This is a genomic window from Belnapia sp. F-4-1, assembly GCF_000802185.1.
Taxonomy (GTDB): domain Bacteria; phylum Pseudomonadota; class Alphaproteobacteria; order Acetobacterales; family Acetobacteraceae; genus Belnapia.
On sequence record NZ_KN676113.1, the window covers coordinates 4595629 to 4611143 of the forward strand.

13 protein-coding genes are annotated in these 15515 nt (G+C 69.4%); 2 read left to right on the top strand and 11 right to left on the bottom strand.

Annotated elements, in window-relative coordinates:
- Positions 1-30 precede the first annotated feature (30 nt).
- The 4 genes from LH62_RS21715 to LH62_RS21730 all read right to left on the bottom strand — a co-directional run bounded on the left by LH62_RS21715 (position 31) and on the right by LH62_RS21730 (position 3876).
- A complete protein-coding gene (locus tag LH62_RS21715) occupies positions 31-1611 on the bottom strand; it encodes a fatty acyl-CoA synthetase (protein WP_043364201.1) in 1581 nt (526 codons plus the stop codon).
- A gap of 33 nt (positions 1612-1644) precedes the next feature.
- Positions 1645-2079 (bottom strand): OsmC family protein, encoded by a 435-nt coding sequence (locus tag LH62_RS21720; RefSeq protein WP_043364203.1) that lies wholly within the window; start codon positions 2077-2079, stop codon positions 1645-1647.
- A 62-nt stretch (positions 2080-2141) separates the two neighbouring features.
- A complete protein-coding gene (gene cysE, locus LH62_RS21725) occupies positions 2142-2822 on the bottom strand; it encodes a serine O-acetyltransferase (protein WP_052214791.1) in 681 nt (226 codons plus the stop codon).
- A gap of 10 nt (positions 2823-2832) precedes the next feature.
- Complete coding sequence (locus LH62_RS21730; RefSeq protein WP_052214794.1) at positions 2833-3876, bottom strand: cysteine synthase A; 1044 nt, start codon at positions 3874-3876, stop codon at positions 2833-2835.
- A gap of 142 nt (positions 3877-4018) precedes the next feature.
- Here LH62_RS21730 and LH62_RS28640 point away from each other — a divergent pair, with 142 nt between their 5' ends.
- Together LH62_RS28640 and LH62_RS21740 are read left to right on the top strand one after the other, a co-directional pair.
- On the top strand, positions 4019-4729 hold the full coding sequence (locus tag LH62_RS28640) for an ImuA family protein (protein ID WP_052214796.1): 711 nt from the start codon (positions 4019-4021) through the stop codon (positions 4727-4729).
- Between the two features lie 75 nt (positions 4730-4804).
- Positions 4805-5254: a hypothetical protein gene (locus LH62_RS21740; RefSeq protein WP_043364205.1), complete on the top strand. Its 450-nt coding sequence runs from the start codon at positions 4805-4807 to the stop codon at positions 5252-5254.
- Positions 5255-5257: 3 nt separating this feature from the next.
- Here LH62_RS21740 and LH62_RS21745 read toward each other — a convergent pair whose 3' ends face one another.
- From LH62_RS21745 to LH62_RS21775, 7 genes are read right to left on the bottom strand one after another with little or no spacing between them, the layout of a single operon-like run.
- Complete coding sequence (locus LH62_RS21745; RefSeq protein ID WP_043364207.1) at positions 5258-6793, bottom strand: DHA2 family efflux MFS transporter permease subunit; 1536 nt, start codon at positions 6791-6793, stop codon at positions 5258-5260.
- Positions 6790-7956 carry an HlyD family secretion protein gene (locus LH62_RS21750; protein WP_052214800.1) on the bottom strand — a complete coding sequence of 389 codons (1167 nt, stop codon included), beginning with the start codon at positions 7954-7956 and terminating at the stop codon, positions 6790-6792. Before LH62_RS21750 ends, LH62_RS21745 begins: the two co-directional genes overlap by 4 nt.
- A 51-nt stretch (positions 7957-8007) precedes the next feature.
- A complete protein-coding gene (locus LH62_RS21755; protein ID WP_043364209.1) occupies positions 8008-9957 on the bottom strand; it encodes a biotin carboxylase N-terminal domain-containing protein in 1950 nt (649 codons plus the stop codon).
- Complete coding sequence (locus LH62_RS21760; protein ID WP_043364210.1) at positions 9954-11561, bottom strand: carboxyl transferase domain-containing protein; 1608 nt, start codon at positions 11559-11561, stop codon at positions 9954-9956. Before LH62_RS21760 ends, LH62_RS21755 begins: the two co-directional genes overlap by 4 nt.
- Positions 11558-12733, bottom strand: coding sequence for an isovaleryl-CoA dehydrogenase (locus LH62_RS21765; protein WP_043364211.1), 1176 nt, complete (start codon positions 12731-12733; stop codon positions 11558-11560). Before LH62_RS21765 ends, LH62_RS21760 begins: the two co-directional genes overlap by 4 nt.
- Complete coding sequence (locus tag LH62_RS21770; RefSeq protein WP_043364212.1) at positions 12733-14352, bottom strand: acyl-CoA synthetase; 1620 nt, start codon at positions 14350-14352, stop codon at positions 12733-12735. Before LH62_RS21770 ends, LH62_RS21765 begins: the two co-directional genes overlap by 1 nt.
- Positions 14352-15515, bottom strand: coding sequence for an AMP-binding protein (locus tag LH62_RS21775; protein ID WP_052215036.1), 1164 nt, complete (start codon positions 15513-15515; stop codon positions 14352-14354). Before LH62_RS21775 ends, LH62_RS21770 begins: the two co-directional genes overlap by 1 nt.

The window sequence follows — 15515 nt, forward strand, 5'->3', positions numbered from 1 at the left end:
GCACGACCATAGCGAGGCGGCGGGCGCGCGTCACCCTGCGCCGAGGGCGCCGCTCGCCGTGCCGGCATGCATCTGCCGGAGCTCCCGCTTCAGCAGCTTGCCAGCGGTGTTCTTCGGCAGCGACTCGGCGATGATGATGCGCTTCGGCAGCTTGTAGGGGGCGAGCAGCCCACGTGCATGGGCGAGAAGCACGGCCTCGATATCGGGGGGCGCGTCGGCGCGGGGGACGACGACGGCGGCGACGGCCTCGATCCATTTCGGGTCGGGGACCGCGATGACGGCAACCTCGGCGACGGCGGGATGGGTGAAGAGCGCTTCCTCCACCTCGCGGCTCGCCACCAGCACGCCACCGGTGTTGATGAGGTCCTTGGTGCGGTCGACGATGGCGAGATAGCCTTCCTCGTCGACGGTCGCCACATCGCCGCTATGGAACCAGCCGCCCTCGAAGGCGCGGGCCGTTTCCTCCGGCATGTTCCAGTAGCCGAGCAGGAGCTGCGGCGAGCGGTGGATGACCTCGCCGCGCTCGCCGGGCGCCACGTCGCGCATTTCCACATCGACGACTCGGGTTTCGACGTTGAGGACAGGGCGGCCGATGGAGCCGGGGCGAGCCTCGTGCTCTTCCGGGCGGAGGACGGTCGCCAGCGGGGCGATCTCGGTCTGGCCATAGCAGTTGTAGGGGCGCGAGCCGGGGAGACGGGCGCGCAGCTCCTGCAGCACGGGCACGGGCATGATGCTCGCGCCGTAATAGACCTTGCGCAGGCAGGAAAGGTCGCGGGTGCCGAAATCCGGGTGCTGCAGCAGGGTGATCCAGACCGTCGGCGGGGCGAAGAAGGCGGTGATGCGCTCGCGCTCGATCAGCTCGAGACAGGTGGCGGCGACGGGGGCGTCGATCAGCAGGGTCGGGATGCCGGCTAGCAGCTGCGGCATGGTGAAGGCGTGCATCTGCGCCGTGTGGTAGAGCGGCAGGGCGGCGAGCGAGCGGTCGTCGCGCTGCATCTCCAGCTCGATGATGCAGCTGGCATATTCAGCAAGCAGGCCGCGATGGGACATCATCGCGCCCTTCGGCGCTCCGGTGGTGCCGGAGGTGTACATGATCTGCACCAGATCCTCGTCCCGCACCGCCTCGCCCAGCGGCTCGTCCTCATCCCAGCGCGGGTCGAGCGCGGCGGCGAGGATGTCGAGCGGCCCTTCCCCGGCGTCGATGGTGCCGGCGCGAACGCCCGGCACGGCGGCGCGGGCGGCTTCGGCCGCAGCGGCCAGCGCCGGTTGGTGCAGCAGCAAGGAGGCGCCGGACTGGCGAAGGACGTATTCGACCTCCTTCGGCGTCAGGGCGAAGTTGATCGGCACATGCACGAGGCCGGCCCGGGCGCACCCGAGCCAAAGCAGCAGGTAGGCATCCGAATTGCGGCCATAGGCGACGACGCGGTCGCCAGGTGCGAGGCCCGATGCCAGCAGGCAGCGGCCAATGCGGGTGGCGGCCTGATCCAGACCTGCATAGCTCCAGGCGCGGTCGGCGTAGCGGAGCGCCTGGCGGTCGTGGAAACGGCCCGCCGCGCGCCCCAGCGCATCGCCGATGGTGTTGCGCCGGGCGCGCGCGCCTGTCTCGGTCATGGAGTCCTCCCCTTTCTTGACGGGGAGTGTAGCCTAGGAGTCCAGCGTGGCGTCGAGGGTGATGCTGGCGTTCAGCACCTTGGAGACGGGGCAGCCGGCCTTGGCGGCATCGGCGAGCTTCCGGAACTCCTCCTGCGACAGGCCAGGAACCTTGGCCTTCAGGGTCAGCGCCACCGCGGCGATCTTCCAGCCGGCGCCTTCCTGCTCGAGCGAGACCTTGGCGGAGGTATCGAGCGCCTGCGGCTCGTGCCCGGCGCCGGAAAGCTGGAAGGCGAGCGCCATGGTGAAGCAGCCGGCATGGGCGGCGGCGATCAGCTCCTCGGGGTTGGTGCCGGGGCCGTTCTCGAAGCGGGTCTTGAAGCCGTACTGGCTGTCCTTGAGCACGCCGGACTGGGTGGTGAGGCTGCCGGTGCCCTCCTTGCCGCTGCCCTGCCAGTGCGCGCTGGCGCTGCGATGGATACTCGCCATGGGCTCTCTCCCTTCCATGTTGCGGGGAAGGAGATAGGGCGCAACGCCGCCAGTTCCAGCCGCTATTCGGCGGCTGACACGTTTACCTGCCGCTGCTGGCCACGCATCAGGGCCATCTCGTTGCGAAGCATGGCAACCTCGGCGCGCAGCTCGGCGAGTTCCTCCCCTACCGGGTCGCAGGGAGCGTCCAGCAGGCCGTAGCCGGGGCTCGGCGCTCTGCGGGTCGGCAACACGTGAAGCTCCTGCGGCGGACGGGCGGGTATGCCGACCACGGTCTCGCCGACCGGCACCTCGGCGACGACCACGGCATTGGCGCCGATGCGGGCATTGTCGCCGACCCGGATGGGGCCGAGCACCTGCGCGCCGGCGCCGACCGCCACGCCGTTGCCGATGGTGGGGTGGCGCTTGCCAGGCTGCCCGGAAAGGCCACCCAGTGTGACGCCGTGGTAGATCAGCACATCATTGCCGATCTCTGCCGTCTCGCCGATGACGACGCCCATGCCGTGGTCGATGAAGAGGCGACGGCCGATGGTGGCGCCGGGGTGGATCTCGATGCCGGTGATGAAGCGGTTGGTGTGCGACACGGCGCGCGCCAAGGTGCGGAAGCCCATGCGGTAGAGGCGATGGGCGAGGCGGTGCAGCAGCACCGCGTGCAGTCCCGCGTAGCAGGTGACGGCCTCGATCCAGGTCGGGCGAGCCGGGTCGCGCGACCGGATCGTGCGGGCGAGTTCGAGGATTTCCATGGGACCGCCCCTATTCGAGCCAGGTTGGTACCGGCAGGCCGCGCTCGCGCAGAAACGCCGGGTTGAAGATCTTGCTTTGATAGCGCGCTCCGCCATCGCAAAGGATAGTGACGATGGTGTGACCCGGCCCCATCTGACGCGCGATTGCGATCGCAGCTGCGACATTGACGCCGGCGGACCCGCCAACCGAAATCCCTTCATGGAGTTGCAGGTCGTAGACCTGTTCCAGCGCCACCGGGTCGGTCACCTGCACGGCATCGTCGATGAGGGCGCGGCCTTGCTCCAGGTTGCCCGGCACGGTGGAGGCCTGGCCGATGCCCTCGGTAATGGAATTGCCTTCGGCCTTCACCTCGCCGGTCTTCACCCAACTGTAGAGGCCGCTGCCCATCGGGTCGGCGAGGATGATGCGGATGTCGGGCTTCTGCGCCTTCAGCGCGCGTGCGACACCGGTCAGCGTGCCGCCTGTGCCGCAGGCGCAGGTGAAGGCATCGATGCGGCCGCCGGTCTGCTCCCAGATTTCGGGACCAGTCGTCGCCTCATGCGCGGCGGCATTAGCGAGATTGCCGAACTGGTTGGCCCAGACCACGCGCTTCCCCTCGGCGGCCAGCTCCTCCGCGATGCGGCGCGAGGTGTGCACGTAATGCCCCGGGTCGCGGTAGGGTTTCGGCGGGATCAGGCGAAGGTCGGCGCCGATCATGCGGAGAAAATCGAGCTTCTCCTTCGCCTGCGTCTCCGGCACGACGATGATGGAGCGGTAGCCGCGCGCATTGGCGACAAGGGTGAGGCCGATGCCGGTATTGCCGGCTGTTCCCTCGACCACGATGCCCGGCTCACCGGGGATGAGCTGGCCGCGACGCTCGGCGTCCTCGATAATGCCGAGGCCGGCGCGGTCCTTCACGCTGCCGCCCGGCTGCATGAATTCCGCCTTGCCAAGGATCTCGCAGCCTGTCGCAGCGCTGGCACGGCTGAGGCGGATGAGGGGCGTGCTGCCGATGGCACCGGCGAGGCCGTCCACGGTTCGGGCCACGATTCGGTCGGGCGGCGTGGGGCTCATGCAATTCTATCTCCTGGCGTCCGGATGATCTGCGCGCGGCCCGGGGCTGGATTCAAGGGGGTTGGCGACATTGCGATCCCGCATCGGGCGCTTTGCGATTGACCACGAGGGGCCTCGCACCGGAACATAAGACGAACCCGACATGAACCCTCCCCCCGACGACACCCCCCTGCCCCTGCTCGATCGCCCTGCCCTGCGTGCGGCGCTGGCGGCGCGGCCTGCGCGGCATGCGAGCCCAGCCGGTGGGCTTGCGCTTTGTCCCGCGATCAACGCCGCACTGCCCGGTGGTGGCCTGCCGTGGGCGGCGCTGCACGAGGTGTTGGCGGAAGAGCCGGAAGCGGGCGCCGAGTTCTGCGCCCTGTTGCTGGCACGAGCCGCGGCCGCCGCAGGCGGCAGCCTGCTCTGGATCGCGGCCGAAGATTTCCCGGCCGGGCTCGGCCGCTTCGGCCTTTCGCCCGCGGACCTGCTCCTGGTGCGAGCGGTGCGGCCGGAGGATGCGCTCTGGGCAATGGAGGAAGGCCTTGGCAGCTCCAGCATGGCCGGCGCCGTTCTCTGCCTTGATGGCGTGGAGCCGATAGCCGCACGGCGCTTGCAGCAGGCGGCGGGGACCGGCGGCGGCCTCGGCCTACTGCTGCGGCGGGACGCGGGCGATTCGGGCGTGGCGACGCGCTGGCACGTCGGTGGCGGCAGCGCCGGCCTCGGCGATCCGCGATGGCGGTTGGAGTTGCTGCGCTGCCGCGCTGGGCGGCCGGGGCGCTGGGAGGCCGTCTGGCGCCCGGCGGCAGAGCGGCTGGAGGTGGAGGACGACGAGTCAGAGGCATCGCCAACCCCGCTACGCCGCCGGGCACGATAGGGTGAGGGGCAACCGCATATTTGCGAATGGTTCTCAGTTGCGATAGCTTCTCCCCCCTGCGTCGGAGAGAGCGAAATGGCGACACATGGCCTTCCCGCCTGGCCCTGGGCCGATACTGAGACCGCCGAATTGCCGCCCGCCGAGGCGCTGCTGCTGGAAGGCATGCGCCGCTGGGCGCTGGCCGCCCGCACGGGTGCCGCGACCCTTGCGGCGATGCGCCTGCCCTTCATCGCCGAGGATGCCGTAGCGGCGCTGCGCCCACTCGATGCGCTGATGCGGGCGGTGAGCGCCAGCGGCATACCGGGCATCGCCTGCCCGCTCTGCCCGCGGGCGACACCGAGTGAAGCGGAACTGCTGCTTGCCATGGCGCTGGCGCAGCGGGGCTGCCGCAGCCAGGCGCTCGGCTTGCTGCTGCGCTACGTCCCGCCGGCCCAGGCCTATGCGGCGATGCCGGAGGCGCTGCATCTCGGCATCGCGCTGCGGGGCGCCGGGCTGCTGTTGCGGAACCCGCTGCGGATGCGGTGAGGCTCAGTGGCCGCCCGGCCCCGTTCGCGGCCGGGCGACGATGGCAACGCAGGGAATGGCGAGCAGGAAGAGCATCGCCATCAGCATCAGCACGTCGTTGTAGGCGAGCACCAGCGCTTCCCGCTGCATCAGCCCCTGCAACCGCCTGAGCGCCGCAAGGTCGGCCGGCACATCCGGCTGGACGAGGGCGATGCGCGCTGCGAGGTTGTCGAGCCAGACGGGAACGTTGGGCCGTGCCCAGCCCAGCTGCTCCGTCAGGTGCTGGCGGTGTGCGGCGCCGCGCCAGGTGACGATGCTGTTGATCGCAGCCAAGCCGAGCGCACCGCCCAGGTTGCGCATCAGGTTGTAGAGCGCCGCGGCGTTCTTGATCTCGGCCGGCGGCAGGGTGCCGAAGGCTATCTGGTTGATCGGCATGAACATGAAGATCATCGCGGTGCCGCGCAGTCCGAGCGGCACCGCCATCTCCCAGAAGCCGCTGAGATTGGTCAGCCGTGCAATCCAGAGGCATGAGGCGATGAAGAGCAGCATGCCGAGGACCAGCAGCCGCCGCAGGTCCATGAGCTTCGCCAGCCGCCCGGCAAGCGGCGCCGAAAGGAACATGCAGAGGCCGGTGATGAAAAGCGTCTCGCCGATCTGCATCGAGTCGTAGCCGCGGACGCGGGCGAAGAAGAGCGGCAGCACATAGACGAGGCCATAGAGCCCCACTCCGACGACGCAGCTCAGCAGGCAACCCATCAGGAAATTGCGGTTGCGGAAGGCACGGAGCTCGATGATCGGCTCGGCGCGGGTGAAGGCGCGCCAAAGGAAAAGCGCGCCGCAAAGGGCGCAAAGCATGGCAAGATGCGTGATCTCCGCGTCGTCGAACCAGCCCCAGCGCGGACCTTCCTCCATCACGTATTCGGCGGAGCCAAGGAAGCCCGCCATGAACAGCAGCCCCCACCAGTCGAAGCGGGCGAGCAGGCCGGGCTCCGGCCGGTCGATGTCAAGGGTGAGCCAGGCGGTCACGGCGACGGCGGCGCCGATCGGCAGGTTGATGAGGAAGAGCCAGTGCCAGGACAGCGCCTGCGTCAGCCAGCCGCCGAGGCTCGGGCCGATGGTGGGCGCCAGGGTCGCGGTCAGGCTGATGAGTACACTGATCTTCACCCGCTCCGTGCCGGGATAGAGCAGGAAGCTGGTGGAGAAGCAGACGGGAATCATCGCCCCGCCGACGAAGCCTTGCAGCGCGCGGGCGACGACCATGGCAGGCAGGGTGTCGGCCAGGGCGCAGGCGCCGGAGAAGAGGGTGAAGCCGGCGCAGGACAGCGTGAAGAGGACGCGGCTGGAGAGGGCGCGCGACAGGAAGCCCGAGAGCGGGATCATCACGATTTCGGCGATGAGGTAGCTGCTTTGAATCCAGCTTGCCTCATCCGGCGCGGCGGCGAGACCGGCCTGCACCTCGGCGAGCGAGGCGGAGACGATCTGGATGTCGAGGATCGCCATGAACAGCCCGACCACTGTGGCGCCGAAACCGATGCGGTGGCGGAGGCTCGGACCGCTCACGGTACGGTGCGCCAAGCCCCCAGGCGGGCTGCGGCCGCGGACCAGAGGCTGCGCGGGGCGGAGGGATCCGCGCGGGTATCCACCTCGGCGGTGACGGAGAGGCCAGGGCGCAGCAGGGCGAGTTGCGCCGCCTCGCCCGGGTCGAGGGCGAGGCGAACGGGGACGCGCTGCACGATCTTGGTGAAGTTCCCCGTTGCATTCTCCGGTGGCAGCAGGCTGAAGAGCGCGCCGGTGGCGGGGGCGAGACTCTCCACCCGCGCCTGCAACGCAAGGCCGGGGATGGCGTCGACCGCGAGCCGCACCGGCTGGCCAGGGCGGAAGCGCGGCAACTGCGTCTCCTTGAAATTCGCCGTCACCCATTGCCGCTCCGGCAGCGGCGCGACAGCGATCAGTTGCTGGCCGGTGCGGACGAACTGCCCGAGCTGCGCCGCGCGGTTGCCGACGATGCCGTCGAAGGGCGCGCGGATGACGGTGTTGCCGAGGTCGATCCGGGCGCGCTCGGCAGCGGCGGCGGCCTGGTCGCGCCGGGCCTGCTGCTGGAGCTGCATCGCCTCCAGCACGTCGAGTTGCTGGCGGGCGATGCTCAGTTGGGCGAGAGCGGCGGCGACGGCGGAATCGGCCTTGCCCTGGTCCGCCACCGCGCGCTCATTGGCCTGACGGCTTGTCCAGCCGGCACCGACGAGCGTGCCGGCGCGGCGGGCCTCGGCCAGGGCGCGGATCTGCTCGGCGCGGGCCTGCTCGAGCTGGGCCTCGGCATTGTCGATCTGGGCGCGCTGCTGGGTGAGCTGCTGGCGGAGCGTCGCCATGCCGGCCACCGCCTCGGCGAGCGTGGCCTCTGCCTCCGCCAGCCGGGCGCGCCACAGGCCCTGGTCCAGTTCGATCAACGCGTCGCCGGCGGCGACGCGCTGGTGGTCGGCCGCCAGGATGGCGGCGATATGGCCCTCGATCCGCGGCGCGAGGGTGGCGATGTCGCCCTGGATGTAGGCGTTGTCGGTCGATTCCAGCCATCGTCCGACCAGCAGCCACCAGTTCACCCCAAGCGCCAGGAGCAGCAGGGCCAGGACCAGCGCCGGCCAGCGCAGCCGGCGGAGCCACCGGCGCCGTCTTGCCGGACCGTGACTCGCCGCGGGCATCGCGGGGCGGGTTTCGTTGAGGACGTTCATCCCGTTCCGGAAAGGGTTCCTCCGCTACGAGAAACCCATCCCCGGGCGAGGTCAATCGGCGGCGGCCAGGGTGACGAGTTCGGCTCCCTCCTCCACGCTGTCGCCGGGCGCGCAGCCGATATGAGCGACCACGCCATCGGCCGGGGCGGTGATGCGGAGCTCGGTCTTCATCGCCTCCAGCACGGCGAGGACCTGGCCGCGGGTGACGGACTCGCCGGGCTGGACAAGCACCTGGACGACGCGGCCGGGGATCGGCGCGGAGAGCCGGCCGGCGCCGGCGGCCTCACCGCCCGGGGGGGCGTAGGGATCGAGCCAGCGGAGGGTCCATTCGCCCTCGGGCAGCATCACCTGCACTGCCTCGCCGTCGCGCAGGATGGGGACGCGATGCGCGGTGCCGTCGAGCACCACCTGCAAGGCGCCATCCGCCAAGCGGCGCCCTGCGATTGGCAGGTCGCCGGCCCATCCCGCCCCTGAAGATGTAAGTCGCAGGCGGTGCACCGCCTCAGCATCCGCCAGCACCAGCAGGCGGGAGCCAGCCCCCTGAAGGCGCCAGCCATCCTGCCGGTCCCAGGGGTTCGGGGATGGGGCAGCGGGTGGCAGCAAGGCGTCGAGCGCCGCGGCAGCGAGGGCAAGGCGCGGCGCCGGGCCAGGCGGCGGCTGCAACGCGGCGGCGTGGCGTCCGGCGAAGCCGGTATCGAGCTCTCCCGCCAGCATCGCCGGATGCGCGGCAAGGCGCGCGAGGAAGCCGAGATTGCTGGTGATGCCGGCGATGCGGCACTCCGCCAACGCCGCCGAGAGCCGGGCGAGCGCCGCCGGCCGGTCCGGCCCCCAGGCAACCAGCTTGGCGATCATCGGGTCGTAATACGGGGTGATGGCATCGCCCTCGACGACACCGCTCTCGATCCGCAGGTCAGGCGCCGGCGATGGCAGCTGGAAGCGCCGCAACGGGCCGGTGGAGGGGCGGAAGTCCCGCGCCGGATCCTCCGCGTAGAGCCGGACCTCGACGCTATGGCCGTGCGGCGCCGGGGCTGCGCCGAGCGGCAGCCGCTCGCCGGCGGCGATGCGGAGCTGCCATTCGACCAGATCGAGGCCGGTCACCATCTCCGTGACGGGGTGCTCGACCTGGAGCCGGGTGTTCATCTCCATGAAGAAGGCGTCCTCGCCCTCGACGATGAACTCCACCGTGCCGGCCGAGACATAACCGACCGCCCGCGCCGCGGCGATGGCGGCCTCGTGCAGCCGGGTGCGGAGCGCTTCCGGCAGGTCGGGCGCCGGCGCCTCCTCCAGCACCTTCTGGTGGCGGCGCTGCACGGAGCAGTCGCGGGTATGGAGATGGATGGTGCTGCCGTGGCTGTCGGCGAAGACCTGCACTTCGACATGACGCGGCTTCTGCAGGTAGCGCTCCAGCAGCACGCGGTCGTCACCGAAGGCGGCCTTGGCTTCGCGCCGGGCGCCGGCGAGCTGGGTGGGGAGATCCTCGGCACGCAGGACCGGGCGCATGCCCTTGCCGCCGCCGCCGGCGCTAACCTTGATCAGCACGGGGAAGCCGATGCGCGCCGCCTCCTCGGCCAGCCGCGCCTCCTCCTGCGCCTCGCCATGGTAGCCGGGGACGATGGGGACGCCGGCGGCCTCCATCAGCCGCTTCGATTCTGCCTTGCTGCCCATGGCGCGGATGGCCGCCGGCGGCGGGCCGACGAAGGCGATGCCGGCGGCGGCGCAGGCCTCGGCGAAGTCGGCATTCTCCGAAAGGAAACCATAACCGGGATGGATGGCTTCTGCGCCGCTCTCCTTCGCCGCGGCGAGAATGCGGTCGGTGCGGAGATAGCTCTCCGCCGCGCGCGAGCCGCCGATCGGCCAGGCGGCATCGGCCGTCAGCACATGCTGCGCCTTCGCATCCGCCTCGGAGAAGACGGCGATGCTGCGGATGCCCATCCGGCGGGCCGTGCGGATGATGCGGCAGGCGATCTCGCCGCGGTTTGCAATGAGGAGCGTCTTGATCACATGCGGAACACGCCGAAGCGCGTCTCCCCGATCGGCGCGTTGGAGGCGGCGGAAAGGCCGAGGCCGAGCACATCGCGCGTCAGCGCCGGGTCGATGATGCCGTCGTCCCAGAGCCGCGCGGTGGCGTAATAGGGCGAGCCCTGCGCCTCGTACTGGGCGCGGATCGGCGCTTTGAACGAGGCTTCCTCTCCGGCCGTCCATTGGCCGCCCTTCGCCTCGATATTATCGCGGCGGAGGGTGGCCAGCACGCTTGCCGCCTGTTCCCCGCCCATGACGCTGATGCGGCTGTTCGGCCAGGTGAAGAGGAGGCGCGGCGAATAGGCCCGGCCGCACATCCCGTAATTGCCGGCGCCGAAGCTGCCGCCGATCAGCACGGTGAATTTCGGCACGGCGGTGGTGGCGACAGCGGTGACGAGCTTGGCGCCATCCTTGGCGATGCCGCCCGTCTCGTATTTCCGCCCGACCATGAAGCCGGCGATATTCTGGAGGAAGAGCAGCGGGATGCCGCGCTGGCTGCACAGTTCGACGAAATGGGCGCCTTTCTGGGCGCTTTCCGAGAAGAGAATGCCGTTATTGGCGAGAATGCCGACCGGATGGCCCCAGATGCGGGCGAAGCCGCAAACCAGCGTCGTGCCGTAGCGCGCCTTGAACTCGTCCAGCTCCGATCCGTCGACGATGCGAGCAATGACTTCCCGCACGTCGTAGGGCTGGCGCACATCCTGCGGGATGATGCCGTGCAGCTCAGCCGGATCGTAGCGTGGCGGCACCGGCGCGGCGAGATCGAGGCCGGCCCGTGCTTGCCGACCCAGCCGGCCGACGATGCGCCGCGCGAGACCGAGCGCATGCATGTCGTCCAGTGCAAAATGGTCAGCAACGCCGGACAGGCGCGTATGGACATCGGCGCCGCCGAGATCCTCGGCGCTGACGATCTCGCCCGTCGCTGCCTTCACGAGAGGCGGGCCGCCGAGGAAGATGGTGCCCTGCTCTTTGACGATGATGGCCTCGTCGCACATCGCCGGGACATAGGCACCGCCAGCGGTGCAACTGCCCATCACCACGGCGACCTGGGGGATGCCGAGTGCCGACATATTGGCCTGGTTGTAGAAGATGCGGCCGAAATGCTCGCGGTCTGGGAAGATCTCGTCCTGGTTCGGCAGGTTGGCGCCGCCGCTGTCGACGAGATAGAGGCAAGGCAGGCGGTTCTGCAGCGCGATCTCCTGCGCCCGCAGGTGCTTCTTCACCGTGACCGGGTAGTAGCTGCCGCCCTTCACCGTCGCATCATTGGCGACGATGATGCATTCACGTCCCGCGACGCGGCCGATTCCAGTAAGGATGCCGCCGGCCGGAACCTCGCCGCCATGCAGGCCATGCGCCGCGAGCGGCGACAGTTCGAGGAAGGGTGCGCCCGGGTCGAGCAGCCGCTCGACGCGCTCCCGCGGAAGCAGCTTGCCGCGGGAGGCGTGGCGCTGCCGAGCCGCCTCGGGCCCGCCGAGCGCAGCCTGCGCGGTGTGCTCGGCGAGTTCCGCGAGCAGCGCCCGCATCGCCTCGGCATTGGCACGGAACTCCGTGCCGCGGGTATCGACGGAGGAGGTAAGGATGCTCATGCCGTCTCGCGGAACAGCTCGCGGCCAATCAACATGCGGCGGATCTCGCTGGTGCCGGCGCCGATCTCATAGAGCTTGGCGTCGCGCAGCAACCGCCCGGTCGGGGTCTCATTGATGTATCCCATTCCGCCAAGAATCTGGATGGCATCGAGGGCGATGCGGGTGGCCGCTTCGGCGGCGAAGAGGATGGCGCCGGCCGCATCCTTCCGCGTCGTCTGCCCGCGGTCGCAGGACCGGGCCACGGCATAGACATAGGCCCGGCAGGCATTCAACGCCGTGTACATGTCCGCCACCTTGCCCTGGATGAGCTGGAACTCGCCGATCGGCTGGCCGAATTGCTTCCGTTCGTGGATATAGGGCACGACGACGTCGAGAGCGGCCTGCATGATGCCGAGCGGCCCGGCGGCGAGCACGGCGCGCTCGTAGTCGAGGCCGGACATCAGCACCCGCACGCCCTCGTTGACGCGGCCGAGGACGTTTTCCTCCGGCACCTCGCATTCTTCGAAGACCAGTTCCGAGGTCGGCGAGCCGCGCATGCCGAGCTTGTCGAGCTTCTGCGCCGGACGGAAGCCCTTGAACCCCTTCTCGATCAGGAAGGCGGTGATGCCGCGCGGCCCGGCTTCCGGGTCGGTCTTGGCATAAACCACAAGCGTCTCGGCATAATGCGCGTTGGTGATCCAGAGCTTGGTGCCATTGAGGATGTATCGATCACCCCGCTTGTCCGCCCGCAGCCGCATCGAGACGACATCCGAGCCGGCGCCGGGCTCGCTCATCGCCAGTGCGCCAAGATGCTCACCGCTGATGAGCTTCGGCAGGTAACGGTGCTTCTGCTCCGTACTGCCGTTGCGGGCGATCTGGTTGACGCAGAGGTTGGAGTGAGCGCCATAGGACAGGCCGACCGAGGCGCTGGCGCGGCTTACCTCCTCCATCGCCACGCAATGGGCGAGGTAGCCCATATTGGCGCCGCCGTGTTCCTCATCGACGGTGATGCCATGCAGGCCGAGCGTGCCCATCTCCGGCCAAAGGTGGCGAGGGAATTCGTCGGTGCGATCGATCTCGGCGGCGAGCGGCGCGATGCGGCCCTCGGCGAAGCCGCGCACGCTGTCGCGCAGCGCATCGATCTCCTCGCCAAGCCCATGATCGAGGCTCGGGATGGTGACATTGCCGGGCATCAGCCCTCTCCCCTGGTGTAGCGGCGCCGCAACTCGCCGCGCATCACCTTGCCGGTGGCGGTGAGCGGCAGCGCATCGGTGAAATGGACCGCGCGTGGATAGACATGCGCCGCGAGCCGCGTCTTCACGTGGTCCTGCAGGACACGGGCCAAGGCATCGTCTGCGGCGACACCAGGCGCCGGAAGGATGATGGCGGTGACCGCTTCGGTGCGTAGCGGGTCGGGCAGGCCGATGACGGCGGCCATCGCGACGGCGGGATGCGCGGCAAGGCAGTCTTCGATCTCACCCGGGCCGATGCGGTAGCCGGCGGAGGTGATGACATCGTCATCGCGGCCGATGAAGCGGAACCAGCCTTCCTCGTCCTGCTCGCCCTGGTCGCCGGTCAGCAGCCAGTCGCCAACGAATTTGGCCGTTGTTTCCTCGGGCTTGTTCCAATAGCGGAGGAACATCACCGGATTGGGCCGGCGGATGGCGATGGTGCCATGCTGGCCGGGCGGCAGCACCTGGCCCTCGGCATCGACCACCGCGACCTCGTGCCCTGGCACCGCACGGCCCATCCAGCCGGGCCGCGCGGGCATCAACGCGGCACAGGAGGAAATAACAAGGTTGCATTCGGTCTGGCCGTAGAACTCGTTGATCGTGCAGCCGAAGGTCGCGCGCCCCCAATCGAGCAACTCGGCGCCGAGCGTCTCGCCGCCGCTGCCGATGCTTCGCGGCCGGGCTCCGAAGCGCATCGGGTCCGGCACCATGCGCAGCATCTTCAACGCGGTCGGCGGCAGGAAGGCGTTGCGCACGCCATGCTGGGCCATCAGCCTGTAGGCGAATTCCGGATCGAATTTTGCCATGCGATGCGCAAGTACGGGCACGCCATGATAGAGGCTCGGCAGGAGAACGTCGAACAGGCCGCCGACCCAGGCCCAATCCGCCGGCGTCCAGAACAGGTCGCCCGGCTGTGGGAAGAGATCCTGCGGCATCTCGACACCGGGCAGATGGCCAAGCAGCACGCGATGCGCATGCAGCGCCCCTTTCGGCGCGCCCGTGGTACCCGAAGTATAGATGATGACGGCGGGATCGTCGGCTGCCGTATCCCACGTGACGAAGGCATCACTTGCCCGCGCCATCTCCAGGCGAAGGTCAAGGGCGCCCTGCCCTGCCCCATCCGCGCTCAGCACAAGCCGCAACGCCGGCAGGTTCAGGCCCGACAGCTTCGCCAGCCCGACCGCGTCGGTTACGAGCGCCATGGCGCCGCAATCGCGCAGCCGGTACTCCAGCGCCTCCGCCTGGAACAGCTGGAACAGCGGTACCGCGATGGCACCGAGCTTGTAGATGGCAAGATGTGCGATCGCGGCTTCCGGCACCTGCGGCAGCAGCACACCCACCCGGTCCCCGGGACGGACGCCATGAGCCGTCAGCACATGGGCCAGCCGGTTGCTCTCAGCTTGCAACAGATCGAAGCTGATGCGGTCCGTGCCGCCATCGGCGCGGAGATGCAGCAGCGCCACGCGCCCGCTGCCATCCGCCCAACGATCGCAGCAGGCTGCGGCGATGTTGAAGCGATCGGGCACCTTCCACCGGAAGGCGCTGCGGATCGCGTCGTAGCTGCTCCCCTGCGGCAGCATCAGCCCGGCACCGGACGCACATCGTCGATGACCTTGCCATCATTCGGCAATGTCCCGGGCGCGACGCATTCGACCTGGCCGCGCAGTTTCGTCGTGGCGTGCAAGGCGTCTGCCAGTGCAGGAGCCGCCTCGGACGGCGCCTCGGCGCGCAGCACCATCATATCGCGTTCGCCATCGAGCGAAATGACAAGTCGTGCCTTGCCCACGCTCGGCACGGCGCGCAGGACCGCCGCGACCTGCTCCGGCCGCACGAACATGCCACGCACCTTGGCTGCCTGGTCTGCGCGCCCCATCCAGCCGCGAATACGCCGGTTGGTGCGGCCACATGATGATTGCCCAGGGAGGATGGCGGACAGGTCGCCGGTGGCGAACCGGATCAGTGGATGATGCGCATTGAAGGTCGTGACGACAATCTCCCCGACTTCGCCATCCGGGACGGGGTCGCCGGTGCCTGGCCGAACAACCTCCACGATGACCCCTTCGTCGATGATGAGCCCCTCGCGCGCCTCGCTCTCATAGGCGATGAGGCCGAGATCAGCGGTGCCGTAGCTTTGCAGCACGGTGAGGCCGCGCTCCGCATACCAGCTTCGCAGGCTCGGCAAATAGGCGCCGCCTGTGACATGGCCAAGCGTCAGCGACGAAAGGTCGAGGCCAAGTGCGTCGCCTTTCTCCAGAATGGTCTTAAGGAAGTCCGGCGTGCCGCTGTAGCAGCGCGGCCGCAGCTGTGCCGCAGCCTGGGCCTGCAATTCCGTGTTGCCGGTGCCGGCCGGAAAGACCGGGCAGCCAAGCGCCCGCGCGCCGCTCTCCAACATGCTGCCTGCGGGCGTGAAGTGGTAGGCGAAGCAGTTGTGCAGCAGCTCGCCGGCGCGAAGGCCGGTCGCATGCAGCGCCCGCGCATATCGCCAGTAGTCGGGCGTTGCAGCCTCGGGCTCATAGATCGGTCCGGGCGAGGCGAAGACGCGGGCGAGCTGACCGAACGGCGTTGCCGCCACGCCGCCGAAAGGCGGGTTGGCCGACTGCTGCGCCAGAAGCTCGGATTTTCGCGTCACCGGGAGGCTGGCGAGAGGCCCGTCCGGCAATGCGGCGTAGTGCGGCGCATGGGCCCGGGCATGCGCGACCTGGAGGGCCAGCGCCGTGGCCTGTGCGGCCTCGCGCTCATCCAT